Genomic DNA, 14,776 nt, shown 5'->3' on the forward strand with positions numbered 1-14,776 from the left:
CCCAGCGAATTACCAGTCGCGCAGCTTAACGCGCAACCTTGCGATGGATTGGCTGTGCAGCTGGCAGACGCGGGACTCCGTGACCTTGAGCACGGCCGCAATCTCTTTGAGATTCATGTCGTGCTCGTAATACATGCTCATCACGAACTGCTCGCGCTCGGGCAGGTTCTTGATGGCGGCCACCAGCGCCTCGCGCATGCGATGGTCCTGCAGCTGTGCGACGGGGTTGGCGTTGTCGTCGGCGACATGGCGGTCGAGGTAGTCGTTGTCGCCGTCGTCGCCGGACATGTCTTCCAGATAGACGAGCTGGGTGCCGCGCACCTTGCCGAGCAGCTCCTGGTACTCGGCCAGCGGCAGGCCCATTTCCTTGGCGATCTCTTCTTCCTTGGGTGCGCGGCCCAGGCGCTGCTCGACCTTGTGCACCGCGACTTCGATCTCGCGCTGCTGGCGCCGCGTGCCACGGCTCATCCAGTCGCCACCGCGCAGCTCATCGAGCATGGCGCCGCGGATGCGCTGGGTGGCGAAGGTCTCGAACTGCACGCCCTGCTCGGCATCGAAGCGCGACAGCGCGTCGGTCAGGCCGATGAGGCCGACCTGGATGAGGTCGTCCACCTCCACATTGGCCGGCAGCTTGGCAATCATCTGGTGCGCCAGGCGTCGGACCAACGGGCTGTATTGCTTGATCAGCGTGTTGTTGTCGAGGCGGCCTTTGGGCGTGTACATCGTGAACTCCGACAGTTCAGTGTGCTGCGTGGAACGGTGAGGGCACCACGCGCGCCGGGCGCAGCGGGGTCGCGTCAGAGGCTGCATCGAGGGCCGCACCCGGGGGAGCGGCGAGCAGCAGCTCACGGGCCAGGTGGCGTAGCTCGGGAGGGAGCGGCGCATGCGGGTTGGCCCGCGGGTCCAGGCAGGCCCAGTCGCGCAATACCGCGCCGAGGAAGCCGTCGGCGCAGGAGTGAAGCTGTTGCGCGATGCGGGTGGCCACGCGCAGCTGGGGGTGGCAGGCCATGAGCAGACTGTAGACCATCAGGCCGGCCCGTTGGGTGAGCCATTTCATGCCTGCGTAGGCTTCGGTGACGCTGTGCGGGTCGGTGTCGGCGAGCAGCAGCGGGCGCACCTCGCGCTGGGCGACGACACGGGCCAGCTCGGCCGCCGGCGCGTGCAGCAGGATGACATCGGCCTCGGGCGCGGCGGCTGCCACGGCGTCCAGGAAGGCGGCGGCCGAGCCATTGGCGTTGATATGCCGCAGCGGCAGGCCGCGCGCGGCCAGGTACGAGACCTTGGGCGACAGGCGCTCGATGCAGTTGGACAGGTCGACCTGCGCCAGCTCGGACGGCTGCGGCGAATGCTCGCCAGCGTCGACCACCAGCGTCTGCAGGTTCAGCTCCGCGAAGGCGGCGCACAGGCCTTCCAGCAGCACACCGGCGCCCATGACGCGCGGGTTGCTGACGACCGGCACGAAGCGGGTCTTGGAGGCGGCGAAGAGGCGGCGCAGGCCGTGGGCTTGGTCTAGCATCGCGCCCCGCTTCAGTGGACGGCCCGCAGACCACCATCGGCCAGCGGTGCGCCGGCGAAGATGAGGTTCACATCCGTGTTGTCCATGCGCCAGGCGCCGGAGGCCGCGCCCTTGAGCGCGCGCTGCACGAGGCCCACGCTGGGCAGGCGGTGCCAGTCTTCCGGCACGCGCTGGCCGTTGGCCACGCCCAGCACCTTGAGCTTGTGGCGGATCAGCGTGTCCAGCGCCGGGGCCAGCTTGACGGCTTCGTCGATCTTGCTGAGCACCACGCCTTCGCAGGCCGCACCCTTCCAGGCATTGACGACGTCCTCGATGGTCTCGCCCTGCTGGGCGGCGTTGATGACGAGCAGCTTCTTGATGCTGGGGTGGGCCAGCATCTCCAGCAGCTCCTGCGTGCGGCTGTCGCGCTGGGCCATGCCGGCGGTGTCGATCAGCACCAGCTTCTTGTTGGACAGCAGGTCCAGCAGGTCGTCCAGCGAGGCGCGGTCATGCGCTGTGTGCACGGGCACGCCAAGGATGCGGCCGTAGGCGCGCAGCTGCTCGTGGGCGCCGATGCGGTAGGCGTCCAGCGTGATCAGGCCCAGTTGCCCGGCGCCGTACTTGGTGGCGAAGTGGGCGGCCAGCTTGGCGGTCGTCGTGGTCTTGCCGACGCCGGTGGAGCCGATCAGCGCGAACACGCCGCCGCGGTCCTCGATGGCCGGGGCGGCCTCGTCGGTCTGCAGGTTGCGCGACAGCACGTGGGCGGCCCAGGCGGTTTCGTCAGCCACTTCGCCGCCGCGGAAATCGGACGGGCAGCTCTCGGCCAGCTTGCGCACCAGCGCGGGCGAGAAGCCCAGTTCCAGCAGCTTCTGCGTCAGGCGTGCCTGCACGGGCTGGCGCTGCAGCTTTTCCATGAAGGCCAGCGACGAGAAGCGCTCTTCGATCAGGCCGCGCATCTGGCGCAGCTCGGCGGCCATGTCCATCTGGCTGCGCTGCACTTGCGTGGGCTGGCCCGGCAGGGGCTGCGGCTCGACCGCGCCGATGTCGCCGAGCTGGGGCACGGCACGCGACTGCGCGGTGGCGGTGGGAATGCGGATCTCGTCGCGCAGCACCGGCGGCACCGGCCGGGCCTGGGGCTGAGCGGGCGCCTGAGCCTGATGCGAAGCGCGCTTCGGCGCCAGCGCGGCCATGGCTTGGGCGGCGCGCTGTTCGCGCTGGGCGCGGGCGGCGTCCAGCGATGCGGCGGGCGGCTGCTGGCGCTGCGGCAGGGCCGACGCCGGTGCGACGACCGGGTCGGGCTGGCCGGTCAGCTCGGCCTGGCGGCGGCGCAGCACGCGCTCGCGCACATAGTCCTGGAAGCTCAGCGTGCTCATGGCCAGCTGCTCGACGTCACCCTGCACTTCGGGCGCACCGAAGCTGGGCTCCTGGCGGGCACGGTCGGCAAAGGGCGCGCGCTGGGGCTGTTGCGGCGGTTGCGGCTGGGCCGGCGGCTGCGGGCGGGCCGCGGCGCGCGGTGCGGTGGCGGCCATCTGCTCGATCTGGCCCATGCCTTCCGGTGCCATGGCCAGCACTTCCACGCCTTCCGGCACGTTCTTGTTGGACAGCACGACCGCGTCGGCGCCGAAAGCCTGCTTGACGAGCGCCAGGGCCTCGCGCGATGTGCGGGCGGTGAATTTGCGAACGTTCATGCTGTACCTCCAATGATGGAGCCGATGCGGATGGTGTGGGTCTCAGGGATCTCGCTGTGGCCGAGCACCTTCAGGCGCGGCGCGGCGCGCTTGAGCAGGCGGGCCATGGGGGCGCGGATCAGGTCGGGAACCAGCAGCGCCGCGGGCACGCCGCGGTCTTCCTGCTTCTGTGCCGTCTCGGCGGCGCTGCGGGCCAGGGTGTCGGCGACACCCGGGTCCAGCGCGGCGCCGTGCGGCGAATTCAAGGCTTGCGTGACGAGGCGCTCGAGCTCGGGCTCCAGCGCAATGACGTCGAGCTCCTTCACGCTGCCGTAGATCTGCTGCACGATGGCCGGGGCGATGTGCATGCGGATGCGGCGGGCGAGCTCTGACGGGTCGGTCGCCGTCGGGGCGTGCTCGGCCAGGCATTCGACGATGGAGCGCATGTCGCGGACGTGCACGCCCTCCTCCAGCAGCAGCTGGAGAACGCGTTGCAGTGTGGCGATGCTGACCATTTTCGGAATCACGTCTTCGATCAATTGGGGCGCCTGCTTGGTGAGGTGTTCCACCAGGGCTTGCGTCTCCACGCGGCCCAGGAGCTTGGCCGCGTGTACTTGCATCAAGTGTGAGAGATGGGTGGCCACGACGGTCGAGCAATCAACGACCGTAAACCCGCTCATTTGGGCCATCTCCCGCTGCCGATCCTCGATCCACACCGCCGGCAGGCCGAAGGCGGGGTCGGTGGTGGCGGTGCCGATGAGCTTCTGCGTCGCATGGCCCGGGTTGATCGCCAGCCACATGCCGGGGAAGGCCTCGGCCTCGCCGACGACCGCGCCGCGCAGCGACAGGCGGTACTGGCTGGGGCGCAGCTCCAGGTTGTCGCGGATGTGCACCGGCGGTGGCAGGAAGCCGACCTCCTGCGCGAACTTGCGGCGCACGCCCTTGATGCGCGAGAGCAGGTCGCCTTCCTTGCTCTTGTCGACCAGCGTGATGAGGCGGTAGCCGACCTCCAGGCCCAGCGTGTCCACCGGCACCAGGTCTTCCCAGCTCGCCTCGCCCGCGCCTTCGCTGCTGGGCATGATGGGTTTCACGGCCTTGGCGGCTTCCGCGGCCTGTTCCTTGCTGCGCAGCCAGTAGGCCAGGTAGCCCAGGCCGGCGGCGATCAACAGGAAGACGACGTGCGGCATGCCAGGGATCAGGCCCAGGGCGCCGATGACGCCGGCCGTGATGGCGATACTCTTGGCCGAGCCGAACACCTGCTTGCCGATCTGGCTGCCGATGGCCTTGTCCGTGCCCACGCGCGACACCACCATGGCCGCTGCGACCGAGATCAGCAGCGCCGGGATCTGCGCCACCAGCGCGTCACCCACGGCCAGCAGGATGTAACTGTTGGCGGCCTGGCTGGCCGAGAGGCCGTGTTGCGCCACGCCGATGATGAAGCCGCCCACGATGTTGATCGCCAGGATCAGCATGCCCGCCACCGCGTCGCCGCGCACGAACTTGCTGGCACCGTCCATGGAGCCGAAGAAGTCGGCCTCGTCGCCCAGCTCGGCGCGGCGGCGCTTGGCCTCCGCCTCGTTGATGAGGCCGGCGTTCAGGTCGGCGTCCACCGCCATCTGCTTGCCGGGCATGGCGTCCAAGGTGAAGCGCGCGCCGACTTCGGCGATGCGCTCCGCGCCCTTGGTGACGACGATGAAGTTGATGACCACCAGGATCGCGAACACGATCAGGCCGACCGCGAAGTTGCCGCCGATCAGGAAGTGGCCGAACGCCTCGATGACCTTGCCTGCAGCACCCGTGCCGGTGTGGCCTTCCAGCAGCACCACGCGCGTAGACGCGACGTTCAGCGACAGGCGCATCAACGTCGTGAGAAGCAGCACGGTCGGGAAGGCCGCGAAGTCCAGCGGCCGGATCATGTTGGCCGCGACCATCGTCACCATCACCGCCATCGCGATGTTGAACGTGAACAGCAGGTCCAGCGCAAACGGCGGCAGCGGCAGCACCATCATGGCCAGTACCAGCAGCACGGCGATCGGCGCGCCCAGGGCGGCGATGACGCCGGCGCGCGGGCCCAGCAGGCTCTGCAGCTTGTGCATCAACGGATTCATTCGGCGAAGTCCTCGTCAGGCTCGGGCTGCCAGCCCGGCTTGTTGTGCGGATCGAGTTCGGGCGGCACGTGGGGGTGCGGCACATCGGGCCGGGCCACGTGGCGCGACGCCATCGCGGCGCGCAGCTGGTAGACGTAGGCCAGCACCTGGGCCACGGCGCCGAACAGCGCGGCGGGGATCTCTTGGTCGACCTTGGCATGGGCGTAGAGCGCGCGGGCCAGCACCGGCTGCTGCAGCACCGGCACCTTGCCCTCCTTGGCCAGGTCGCGGATCTTCATGGCCAGCAGGTCGGCGCCCTTGGCCACGACCTTGGGCGCGGCCATCTTGCCTTCCTCGTACTTGAGGGCGACGGCATAGTGGGTCGGGTTCATGACCACCAGGTCGGCCTGCGGCACGGCGGCCAGCATGCGGCGCTTGGTCATCTCGCGCATGATGGCGCGCATCTTGGCCTTGACCTCGACGTTGCCCTCGACTTCCTTCATCTCCTGCTTGGCCTCTTCGCGGCTCATGCGCAGGCGGCGCAACCACAGCTGGCGCTGCAGCGGCACGTCGATGGCGGCAAACACCGCCAGCGCGACGGCCAGCAGGCCCAGCGCGCCCATCAGCTGCTGGCCTGCATAGGCCAGGGCCGAGGGCAGCGGCACGGACATGATGCTGACGTAGGCCGCCAGCCGGTCCTTCAGCACCAGGGCGCCAATGACGCCCAGCACCAGCGCCAGCAGCACCGCCTTGAGCGCCGTGCCCAGGCCCTGGCCCGTGAACAGCCGGCCCAGGCCGGTCAGCGGGTTGAGGTGGGTGAACTTGGGCACCAGCGGCTTCATCGTCCAGTTCCAGCCGCCGCTGGCCAGGTTGCTGGCGATGCCAACCACCATCAGCAGCGCGGCGATCGGGCCGGCGACCAGGGCGAAGGCCAGCGTCATCTCGGCCAGGCGCTCGCCCATGAAACCCGGGCGCGCCAGCAGGCTGGCGTCGAAGTGCAAGCCGGTGACCAGCGTCTGGCGCAGCTTCTCGATCATCTGCGGCCCACCCACGGCCAGTGCCGCGCCGCCCGCGGCCATCATCGCGAAATGCGGCAGGTCGCGTGAACGCGGCACCTGGCCATCCGCCCGCGATCGTTGGATCTTCTTGGGCGAGGCGGGTAGGTTGCGGTCTTGTGCGTCTTGGTTGGCCATGGCGTGGGTGCCCCATCAGGGCTTGGACCGGATTGTTCGAGGTGGCTCCCCAAACTTGAGCGAGAAAAGCGGGGTGGTTGGCCGTCTGTTCATCGCCCTGCCGCAGCACTGCCGCCATGTGTGCAGGATTGCCGCCGCAGCACTGGCCGGCGGCGCATGCCTGCGGCTAATCTCAGCCCATGCGTCGCCTGCTCCTCCTGATGGCTTCTTGCTGCGCCGGCATGGCCCTGGCCCAGCCGCCGCTGGCCATCGAGTACCGCGACAAGCCGCCCTACAGCTACACCGAGGGCGGCAAGCCGGCCGGCTTCCTCATGGAGCGCACGGCCCGGCTGCTCAAGCGCGCCGGCATCGACGCGCGCTACGCCGAAGTGCCCATACGCCGCACGCTGCAGCACCTGCAGGCCAACCAGGCGCCGCTGTGCTCACCGGGCCTGTACAAGAACCCCGAGCGCGAAGCCTTCGCCCGCTTCTCCCTGCCCATCCACCGTGACAAGCCGCACGTCGTGCTGGCCCATGCCGCCGCGGTCGCGCAGATCCGCGCACTGCCGCGGGTGTCGCAGCTGTTCGCGGATGCGACGCTGCAGTCCGGCGTGCTGGACGGCGTGTCCTACGGCCAGCAGCTCGACCAGTACATCGCCACGGCCGCGAAGCCGGCCGTACGCGCGCAGCTGACGCCGCTGCAGCTGGCCCGCATGGTGGCCGCGCGCCGGGTCGACTACATGCTCATCGACGAGGAGGACCTCGGCTGGCTGCGCAAGGACCCGGAGTTCGCGCCGCTGCCGCTGGTGCGCATGGAGTTCACCGACATGCCGCGCGGCGAGCTGCGCCACCTGGCCTGCTCGCAGCAGGTGACGCCGCAGACCATGGACAAGCTCAACCAGGCCATACGGGAACTGGTGCCAGAAGCGCAGGCGGAATGAAAAAGGCCGGCCCAGCGGCCGGCCCTGTCGAGGCGCTGACGCTCAGAAGCCGAGGCTGGCCAGCAGGTCGTCGACTTCGCCCTGGTCCGCCACCACATCGGTGCGGCCGGTCGGGTTCACGACCGGGCCCTGCAGGATGCTGGGGTCGACCTTCTCGCGCTGCTCCGGCGGCACGACTTGCACCAGCAGCTTGACGAGGCTGTCTTCCAGGTCGTTGGCCAGCGTGACGACCTTGGCGACGACCTGACCGGTGAGGTCGTGGAAGTCCTGGGCCATCATGATGTCGGTCAGGTGGCCGTCGATGCGCTGAGTGCGGCTTTCGACCTCCTTGACGAAGTTCATCACCATGCCGCTGGCGACGGCCTTGACCGGGTCGGCCACGATGGCGGCGGCCATCGCGCGCGTCGCGGCCGAGATCTCGGCATGGTCCGCCTTGGCGGCGTCGACCGAGTTCAGCACCTTCTCGGCGGCGGCCGCCGTCTTGGTGGCGATGTAGCTCAGGCGGCTGCGCGCATCGGGCAGGCCGTCCGTCGCCAGCTGCAGCTTGGGCATCACGCCGAGCTGCTGCATGGTGTCATGCAGCACGCGGGTGATGGTGCCGAGCTGCTGGAAGACCTCGGGCGACACGAGCAACGGATCGGTGTTGCCGGCGGCCAGCTTGGCCAACTGTTCCATCGACATGGCTGTGCTCCCGGGTCAGGCCGCAGCGGCCAGCTTCTGCATGATCTTGAGGACTTTCTCCTCCAGCGTCGCCTTGGTGAAAGGCTTGACGATGTAGCCCGCGGCACCGGACTGGGCGGCCAGGACGATGTCCTCCTTGCGCGCCTCGGCGGTGACCATCAGCACCGGCAGGTGCTTGAGGTTGGGGTCTTCCTTGATGGCCTTCAGCAACTGGAAGCCCGTCATGTTGGGCATGTTGATGTCGCTGACGACGAAGTCGAACTTGGCGCCCTTCAGCATGCTCAGCGCTTCGACGCCGTCTTCGGCCTCTTCGCAGTTGTTGTAGCCGATCTCCTTGAGCAGGCCGCGAACGATGCGGCGCATGGTGGAGAAGTCGTCGACAACCAGGAATTTCATGTCAGCGCTCATGGCGATCCTCTCTCGGGGGGCAGGCGGGATTTCAGGTCAGCCCGCAGTCTAGTTTCTAGCGAACGGGCGCCGACGCTTCAGTTTGCGGCATTTTTCCGGTGCCCGGCACATTCGTGACGCCGGTGGGCGGCACTTGCGTGGTCCCATCGGTGGCCGGTGCATCGGCGTCGGGCTCGTCGGGCAGGTTCTTCAGCACCGCGTCCTCGGCGTCGCGGTTCATCACGATGATGCTGATGCGCCGGTTCAGCGCACCGTTGGGGTCTTTCGCATCGAGCAGCTTGCTGGCCGCCAGCCCCTGCACGCGCAGCATGCGGGCCTCCGACAGGCCGCCCGCCACCAGCTCGCGCCGCGAGGCGTTCGCGCGGTCGGCCGACAGCTCCCAGTTGCTGTAGCCCTTGTCGCCGGCCGAAAACGGCTGGGCGTCGGTATGGCCCTCGACCGTCAGGCGGTTGGGCACCTCGGTCAGCACGCTGCCGAGTTCGCGCAGCAGCTCGCGCATGTAGGGCTTCACGACGGCGCTGCCGCTGTCGAACATCGGCCGGTTGCCCTCGTCGACGATCTGGATGCGCAGGCCTTCCTTGGTCATGTCCAGGCGGATCTGGCCGCCCAGAGCGGCGAGCTTGGGGTTCTCGGCCAGCACGTTCTCGACCTTGGTCTTGAGCTGCTCCAGCCGCGACTTCTCCGCCTTGCGCTGCTCTTCCTTCAGCGCGCGCAGCGTGTAGCTGGCGCGCTTGGCGGCGCTTTCGCCTTCCTTGACCTGGCCGGTCTCGCGCGTGAGGTCCTTGCCACCGCCACGGATGACGCTGGACGAATCGCCCGAGCCCGAGCCGCCAAGCATGGCGACCTTCAGCGGCGACTGGAAGAAGTCGGCGATGCCTTTCTTGTCGCCCTCGGTCGTGGAGCCGAGCAGCCACATCAGCAGGAAGAAGGCCATCATGGCCGTGACGAAGTCGGCGTAGGCGATCTTCCACGCGCCGCCGTGCGCCGCGTGGCCGCCCTTCTTCACCTTCTTGATGATGATGGGCTGGAGCTTTTTGGCATCACCAGCCATTCAAGCCCTCCCTCCGATGCAAAGCCGGTTCGACGGCTGCCGCACGAGGAGCGCCGCCGGCTGTCGCCGGCTGGCTGACCAAGACGAGGCAGGTCATTTCTTTTTCACGTGACCTTCGAGCTCGGTGAAGCTCGGGCGGTCGCCGGAGAACAGCACCTTGCGGCCGAATTCGATGGCCACCTGCGGGGCGTAGCCCTGCATGCTGGCCAGCAGCGTGGTCTTGATGCACTGGAATTCCTTGCCGCCGTCCTCGACCTTCTGCTCCAGCAGCCCCGCCAGCGGTTCGGCGAAGCCATAGGCCAGCAGGATGCCGAGAAAGGTGCCGACCAGCGCCGAGCCGATCATGCCGCCCAGCACCGCCGGCGGCTGGCCGACCGAGCCCATGGTGTTCACCACGCCCAGCACCGCGGCCACGATACCGAAAGCCGGCAGGCCGCCCGCCAGGCGCTGCAGCGCGGCCACGGCGGCGTGCTCTTCCTGGTGGTGGGTCTCGATCTCGCTGTCCATCAGCGATTCGATCTCGTGGGCGTTCAGGTTGCCCGACACCATCATGCGCAGGTAGTCGGTGATGAATTCGGTGACGTGGTGGTCGTTGCCCACGGTCGCGTATTTCTGGAACAGCGGGCTGTTGTGGGGGTCCTCGACGTCCTTTTCGATGGACATCAGGCCTTCCTTGCGCGCCTTCTGCAGGATGTCGTACATCAGGGCCAGCAGCTCCATGTAGCGGGCCTTGCTGTACTTGCTGCCCTTGAAGCACAGGCCCAGGCCCTTGGCCGTGGCCTTGACGACCTTCATCTGGTTGTTGGCCAGGAAGGCGCCGATGGCCGCACCAAAGATGGTGATCATCTCGAACGGCAAGGCGTGCAGGATGACGCCAATGTTCCCGCCGTGAGCGATGAACACGCCGAAGATGCAGACCATGGAGACGGCCCAGCCGATGATGACAAACATGCGGTGTGGAGTTGGGAGGTGTTCAGGCCATATCGGCCCGATGCCGGGGGGCTTGAGAAAGTATGCCGCGCTGAACCCGGTGTGAAAGCATCAATTGGCAGGCTTTGACGCCGCATACCGCCCAGGGCGGTAAAGCCACACGAACTGGCCGCCCGGCAGCTGCCAGCTCGCCACCGGCGCCACGTCGGGCACGGCGAAATCAAGGCTGGCCAGCCAACCCTGTGGGGTCATCTCGGCGCAGGCCTTGGCCCAGACGCGCGGCATGGACTCAGGCCGCTGAAAGACATAGACGAGCGCGAACGGCGCCCAGTCGTCGGCCCAGAGGTCGCCTTGCCGCACGACGGCGCCGCGGGCGCGCCAGCGGGCCAGCCAGGCCAACGGCCGGCTCCATTCGACGCCCTCGATGCGGGCCTGGGGATAGGCGTGCAGCAATTCACGCAGCCCGTCGCCGACACCGCAGCCGGCGTCCAACACCCGGGCGCCCGGCGGCAGCGGCGCCAACCCGGGCAGTCGCTCGAGCGCGCCGCGCGGCGTCGGGAACAGCGGCGCCTCGCTCCAACTGCGCCGCGGGTAGAGCCACCACAGCAGCAGCAGCGGCAGCAGCCACAGCAGCGCGGGCGCGCCCGACTGCCAGCCCAGCGCGAGCGCCGACACGGGAAAGCCCAGCGCCGCGATCAACCGCCGCCAGCGGCGCTCATAGAACAGTGCCAGCAACCCGCCCGCCAGCGCGGCACCGGCAACGGCGGCCTCCCGGCCCAGGCCGAGGAGCGCGGTGTGGGTCAGCCAGGCCGCCAGCCACACCAGCAGCGCCGACAGCGGCCAGGCGGTGATCCAGCGCTTCAGCACGGCCGGGGGTGGGCGGCGCGCAAGGCGGCGGCCTCGGCGTCGCGGCCGGTGCCTTCCAGCACGAGGGCCAGGTTGTGGGCGGCCAGGTAGCTGCCCCGCCCGGCCACGGCGCCGGCCTGCTCGGGCCGCTCGCCCAGCTCCAGGCAGCGCCGCCAGGCGGACTCGATCATGGGCAACAACTCAGCGGCCTGCCGGGGCTGGGAGGCGGCCAGGTCCAGCAGCAGGTCGCCGACCGTGAAGAAGAAGTCCGGCGACTCGGCGCCAGCCTCCATTTGCGACTGCGCAAAATCCATCGCGTCGGCATGCCGACCCAGGCATTTCAAGGCATAGAGCCGCCGCGACACCAGGTCCAGCCACCACGGCGCCGCGCAGGCGGCGGGCAGCGCGCAGGCGCGTTCAAACGCGGCTTCGGCGGCCTGGTGCTCGTCGTAGACGGCGCAGTCCTTGCCCAGTTGATACCAGAGGTAGGCGTCGCCCGGCGTCTCGGCCAGGGCTTGCTCCAGCAGGCTGCGGTTGCGGCCGCGCTTGGCCGCCAGGCGCTCGGCCAAGTAGCCGTCGTGGCCGACCACCAGCGGCAGGCGACGCACCGGCAGGCCGTGCTGGGGCTGCTCGTGCACACGGCCGGCGTAGCGCACGCCGCCGGGCAGCACGCGGCTGAGCCAGGCGACGGCCTCGCCGTGCATGCCGGATGAAACGTCGAAGCGGTCGCGCAGCTCCAGCGCGCCGACGAAGCCAGGCGGCGTCGTGCGCAGCGCCTGCAGTGCGTCGCCGCCGCCGATCAGCCATTCGTCGGCGTCGAGCACGAGGTGCCAGTCGGCGCCGGCCAGATCGAGCGCGCGGTTGCGCGCCGCGGCGAAATCGTCACACCAGGCGAAGTGCTCGACCCGCGCGCCGTGAGCCGCTGAGATGGCGGCGGTGCCATCGGCCGAACCGGTGTCCAGCACCAGCATCTCGTCCACCCAGGGCCGCACGCTGTCGAGCAGGCGCGCCATGTGGTGCGCCTCGTCGCGTGCGATGACGACGAGGGCCAGGCGCAGCGGGGCGGCGGGACTCATGGCCGTCAATTCTGTCGCCGCGCTCAAGAAAACTGTCGCGGTGCCGACAAGGGGCTCAGTGCATCTGGATGGAACCCTGGGCGCGGCCCTTGCCGGCGCGGGCCGGCGGGTTGCACAGGCCGCACACGAAGTGGCGCGACATCTCGTGCGGGTGGGTGACGAACTGGCCGTTGCACTTGGAGCACTTGGTCAGCGTCAGCATGCCGTTATCGACGAACTTCACCAGGCGCCAGGCACGCGTCACGGACAACATGGCTTCCAGGCCCTGGGCCTGCGTCTGCTCTTGATACAGCTGGTACGCCTTGATGACGGTGTCGATCTCGTCCATCTCGGCAGCCTTGTTCAGGTACTCGTGGATGTTCAGGAACAGGCTGGCATGGATGTTGGGCTGCCAGGTCATGAACCAGTCGGTCGAGAAGGGCAGCTGGCCCTTGGACGGCGACTTGCCGCTCACTTCTTTATAGAGGCGCAGCAGGCGCTCGTAGGACAGGTCGGTTTCCGATTCCAGCACCTGCAGGCGCGCACCCAAGTGAATCAGCTGAACGGCACGGTCGATCTGCTTGGCTTCGGTGAGGATGCTTTTGACGCGCATGGTGGGCTTTCGGAATCTGTGAGGTTTTAGGCAGCGGCGGACGTTGGATCAGGCGTGCTCGTGGCGGCCGGCCATCAGGATCGAGGCGTGCAGGCGGCTGACGCTCTCGTTCGCACCCGGCTTGCTGTGGTTGGTCAACAGGCCCCACACCAGGTCGTCGCTCATGCGGAAGGCGCACAGCAGCGTGTTGCCGGAAGCGATCTTCATGATCTGCGCCGGGCTCAGCGTGCCGATCAGCGTGGCCGTGTCTTCGCTGATGCCCAGGCGGTACAGGGCCTGCTCGCGGTCGGCACGGATCAGGCTCTGGGCCAGCATCAGGTAGGACAGGTTGGCTTCACGGATCTCGGCGAGCATTTGTTCGGTGTTCATGGCGGCTTCCGTTTCGAAGAGGTAGAGGGGTGTTGCGGATCAGTGAAACGGATTGTGTTGACCCCGCTTATTTCGCGATATCAGGCGGCCTCCGTGCGCGGCGTCACCCTGATCGGAACCCCTTGTCATCCAAATTCCTACAGAGGCGTCAGCGCGCAAAGCGAAGGCCCCGGCAGCTTGCGCTGGCCGGGGCCTCGGGGCGTGAAATGCTTGGCGAATCAGCCGTTGCGCACGCGGTTCAGGCGCTGCAGCTCGATCATGGCGACGGGCACGAGTTCGGGCGCCTCCGCCTGCAGGCTGTCGCGGCCCAGGCCATGCTGCAGTTCCGTCAGCACGCCGATGGCGCGGTCGACCTCGCCGCGGCCGGAGAGCGAAAAGGCCAGCGTATAGAGGCTGGGGCCGTGCAGCGGGGTGACCTGCAGCGCCCGCTCGGCGTAGGCAGCGGCATGCTCCAGCTTGCCGGCCGCCAGCAGCAGCGCCGCCATGTCGGACAGCAGGTCGTGGCTCATGGGCTCGTCCTGCAGCGCGTCGTACAGCAGGCCCAGGCCGCCGCCGAGGTTGCCCTTGGTCGCTTCGGCGAACGCCGCATTGCGGGCGCGCGCCAGCAGCATCTTGGGATCGTTGCTGGGCACGGCGACCGGACGGTGGCCTTCGCGCGGGGTGCGCTGGGTGGTCTTGGCACTTTGAGATTGGGCACGCATCGCGGGGCTCCGGTCCGGCGCAGGGTTCGGCCGGGATGAGCTGCACTTTAGGAAGCGCGCCCGGCGTCGATCCGTTGAAAAGCCCGGCGAATCCGGCGCGCTTTTCCGGCCGGCGGCCGATCCCACGAACAGCCATTTGCAACGGTCTTTATTCAAAAGATCACGCCCTTGACAAAACGTACTAAAGAAACAGGGGCGCCGCACCGATAGCCATTGCAACGGTGCTGATCTTCGGTTCCGTGGTCCGGCTAGAAGGCCAATGACCGGCGCCCTTGCACATGCAGTGGCGCAGGCTTCAAAGGTTGACTGGCGTCGGGCGTCGCTGCAAAGGCGCACCAGCCGGTGTGCCGGAGCAGGCAGCACGGGTGCCGCACCCGGGCACTCGAGTCTTCGTCCGCCGGCTTGCCGGTATATCTAGCAAAAGGAAATCATCATGGCCTCGGTCATCAATACCAACCTGCTGTCGCTCAACGCCCAGCGCAACACCGCAACTTCCCAGGCGACGCTTTCCGTCGCGATGCAGCGCCTGTCCTCGGGCCTGCGCGTCAACTCCGCCAAGGACGACGCCGCCGGCCTGGCGATCTCCGAGCGCATGAGCGCCCAGGTGCGCGGCATGAACGTGGCCGTGCGCAACGCCAACGACGGCATCTCGCTGGCCCAGACGGCCGAAGGCGGCCTGAGCAAGGTCGGCGACTCACTGCAGCGCATGCGTGAACTGGCCGTCCAGGCCCGCAACGCCACCAACACCACGGCCGACAAG

At 68.4% G+C, this 14,776-nt stretch carries 15 protein-coding genes and 1 pseudogene; 2 read left to right on the forward strand and 14 right to left on the reverse strand.

The genetic code is table 11. From position 1 onward, the window contains the following. Positions 1-9 precede the first annotated feature (9 nt). From ASD35_RS23925 to flhB, 5 genes are read right to left on the reverse strand one after another with little or no spacing between them, the layout of a single operon-like run. Positions 10-723 (reverse strand): RNA polymerase sigma factor FliA, encoded by a 714-nt coding sequence (locus ASD35_RS23925; protein ID WP_056877401.1) that lies wholly within the window; start codon positions 721-723, stop codon positions 10-12. 16 nt (positions 724-739) lie between these two features. Continuing rightward, complete coding sequence (locus ASD35_RS23930; RefSeq protein WP_200956086.1) at positions 740-1,516, reverse strand: flagellar biosynthesis protein; 777 nt, start codon at positions 1,514-1,516, stop codon at positions 740-742. Positions 1,517-1,527: 11 nt separating this feature from the next. After that, on the reverse strand, positions 1,528-3,183 hold the full coding sequence (flhF, locus tag ASD35_RS23935; RefSeq protein WP_056877402.1) for a flagellar biosynthesis protein FlhF: 1,656 nt from the start codon (positions 3,181-3,183) through the stop codon (positions 1,528-1,530). Then, positions 3,180-5,270, reverse strand: coding sequence for a flagellar biosynthesis protein FlhA (gene flhA, locus ASD35_RS23940; protein ID WP_082580389.1), 2,091 nt, complete (start codon positions 5,268-5,270; stop codon positions 3,180-3,182). Before flhA ends, flhF begins: the two co-directional genes overlap by 4 nt. Continuing rightward, complete coding sequence (gene flhB / locus ASD35_RS23945; protein ID WP_056877404.1) at positions 5,267-6,442, reverse strand: flagellar biosynthesis protein FlhB; 1,176 nt, start codon at positions 6,440-6,442, stop codon at positions 5,267-5,269. The genes flhA and flhB overlap by 4 nt, the downstream gene beginning before the upstream one ends. Before the next feature lie 179 nt (positions 6,443-6,621). Here flhB and ASD35_RS23950 point away from each other — a divergent pair, with 179 nt between their 5' ends. Next, a complete protein-coding gene (locus ASD35_RS23950) occupies positions 6,622-7,362 on the forward strand; it encodes an ABC transporter substrate-binding protein (RefSeq protein WP_082580390.1) in 741 nt (246 codons plus the stop codon). 42 nt (positions 7,363-7,404) lie between these two features. On the opposite strand, the gene ASD35_RS23955 is transcribed toward ASD35_RS23950, so the two are convergent. The 9 genes from ASD35_RS23955 to ASD35_RS23995 all read right to left on the reverse strand — a co-directional run bounded on the left by ASD35_RS23955 (position 7,405) and on the right by ASD35_RS23995 (position 14,016). Beyond that, entirely contained in the window at positions 7,405-8,043 is a 639-nt protein-coding gene (locus ASD35_RS23955) for a protein phosphatase CheZ (protein WP_082580391.1), read from the reverse strand. A 15-nt stretch (positions 8,044-8,058) separates the two neighbouring features. Continuing rightward, on the reverse strand, positions 8,059-8,451 hold the full coding sequence (cheY, locus tag ASD35_RS23960; protein WP_056877406.1) for a chemotaxis response regulator CheY: 393 nt from the start codon (positions 8,449-8,451) through the stop codon (positions 8,059-8,061). Positions 8,452-8,506: 55 nt separating this feature from the next. Next, positions 8,507-9,502 (reverse strand): flagellar motor protein MotB, encoded by a 996-nt coding sequence (gene motB, locus ASD35_RS23965; RefSeq protein ID WP_082580392.1) that lies wholly within the window; start codon positions 9,500-9,502, stop codon positions 8,507-8,509. 93 nt (positions 9,503-9,595) lie between these two features. Next, positions 9,596-10,453: a flagellar motor stator protein MotA gene (motA, locus tag ASD35_RS23970; protein WP_056877407.1), complete on the reverse strand. Its 858-nt coding sequence runs from the start codon at positions 10,451-10,453 to the stop codon at positions 9,596-9,598. A 90-nt stretch (positions 10,454-10,543) separates the two neighbouring features. Beyond that, the gene (locus ASD35_RS23975; protein ID WP_235538437.1) at positions 10,544-11,299 is read right to left on the reverse strand and encodes a trans-aconitate 2-methyltransferase; all 756 of its coding nucleotides are present in this window, start codon (positions 11,297-11,299) and stop codon (positions 10,544-10,546) included. Next, positions 11,293-12,354 carry a glycosyltransferase family 2 protein gene (locus ASD35_RS23980; RefSeq protein WP_056877408.1) on the reverse strand — a complete coding sequence of 354 codons (1,062 nt, stop codon included), beginning with the start codon at positions 12,352-12,354 and terminating at the stop codon, positions 11,293-11,295. The genes ASD35_RS23975 and ASD35_RS23980 overlap by 7 nt, the downstream gene beginning before the upstream one ends. Before the next feature lie 55 nt (positions 12,355-12,409). Further along, the gene (gene flhC, locus ASD35_RS23985) at positions 12,410-12,946 is read right to left on the reverse strand and encodes a flagellar transcriptional regulator FlhC (protein ID WP_056877409.1); all 537 of its coding nucleotides are present in this window, start codon (positions 12,944-12,946) and stop codon (positions 12,410-12,412) included. Between the two features lie 48 nt (positions 12,947-12,994). After that, complete coding sequence (gene flhD / locus ASD35_RS23990) at positions 12,995-13,315, reverse strand: flagellar transcriptional regulator FlhD (protein ID WP_056877410.1); 321 nt, start codon at positions 13,313-13,315, stop codon at positions 12,995-12,997. A gap of 218 nt (positions 13,316-13,533) precedes the next feature. Further along, positions 13,534-14,016 carry a hypothetical protein gene (locus tag ASD35_RS23995; protein ID WP_056877411.1) on the reverse strand — a complete coding sequence of 161 codons (483 nt, stop codon included), beginning with the start codon at positions 14,014-14,016 and terminating at the stop codon, positions 13,534-13,536. A 433-nt stretch (positions 14,017-14,449) separates the two neighbouring features. On the opposite strand from ASD35_RS23995, the pseudogene ASD35_RS24000 reads away from it, so the two are divergent. Then, positions 14,450-14,776: pseudogene (locus ASD35_RS24000) on the forward strand (flagellin FliC); the annotation flags it as partial.

Source organism: Pelomonas sp. Root1444 (assembly GCF_001426885.1).
In the GTDB taxonomy this organism is placed as follows: domain Bacteria; phylum Pseudomonadota; class Gammaproteobacteria; order Burkholderiales; family Burkholderiaceae_C; genus Pelomonas.

Coding starts and splice junctions, on each gene's coding strand:
- ASD35_RS23925 (WP_056877401.1), bottom strand. CDS start 723: ATGTACACGCCCAAAGGCCGCCTCGACAACAACACGCTGATCAAGCAA.
- ASD35_RS23930 (WP_200956086.1), bottom strand. CDS start 1,516: ATGCTAGACCAAGCCCACGGCCTGCGCCGCCTCTTCGCCGCCTCCAAG.
- flhF (WP_056877402.1), bottom strand. CDS start 3,183: ATGAACGTTCGCAAATTCACCGCCCGCACATCGCGCGAGGCCCTGGCG.
- flhA (WP_082580389.1), bottom strand. CDS start 5,270: ATGAATCCGTTGATGCACAAGCTGCAGAGCCTGCTGGGCCCGCGCGCC.
- flhB (WP_056877404.1), bottom strand. CDS start 6,442: ATGGCCAACCAAGACGCACAAGACCGCAACCTACCCGCCTCGCCCAAG.
- ASD35_RS23950 (WP_082580390.1), top strand. CDS start 6,622: ATGCGTCGCCTGCTCCTCCTGATGGCTTCTTGCTGCGCCGGCATGGCC.
- ASD35_RS23955 (WP_082580391.1), bottom strand. CDS start 8,043: ATGTCGATGGAACAGTTGGCCAAGCTGGCCGCCGGCAACACCGATCCG.
- cheY (WP_056877406.1), bottom strand. CDS start 8,451: ATGAGCGCTGACATGAAATTCCTGGTTGTCGACGACTTCTCCACCATG.
- motB (WP_082580392.1), bottom strand. CDS start 9,502: ATGGCTGGTGATGCCAAAAAGCTCCAGCCCATCATCATCAAGAAGGTG.
- motA (WP_056877407.1), bottom strand. CDS start 10,453: ATGTTTGTCATCATCGGCTGGGCCGTCTCCATGGTCTGCATCTTCGGC.
- ASD35_RS23980 (WP_056877408.1), bottom strand. CDS start 12,354: ATGAGTCCCGCCGCCCCGCTGCGCCTGGCCCTCGTCGTCATCGCACGC.
- flhC (WP_056877409.1), bottom strand. CDS start 12,946: ATGCGCGTCAAAAGCATCCTCACCGAAGCCAAGCAGATCGACCGTGCC.
- flhD (WP_056877410.1), bottom strand. CDS start 13,315: ATGAACACCGAACAAATGCTCGCCGAGATCCGTGAAGCCAACCTGTCC.
- ASD35_RS23995 (WP_056877411.1), bottom strand. CDS start 14,016: ATGCGTGCCCAATCTCAAAGTGCCAAGACCACCCAGCGCACCCCGCGC.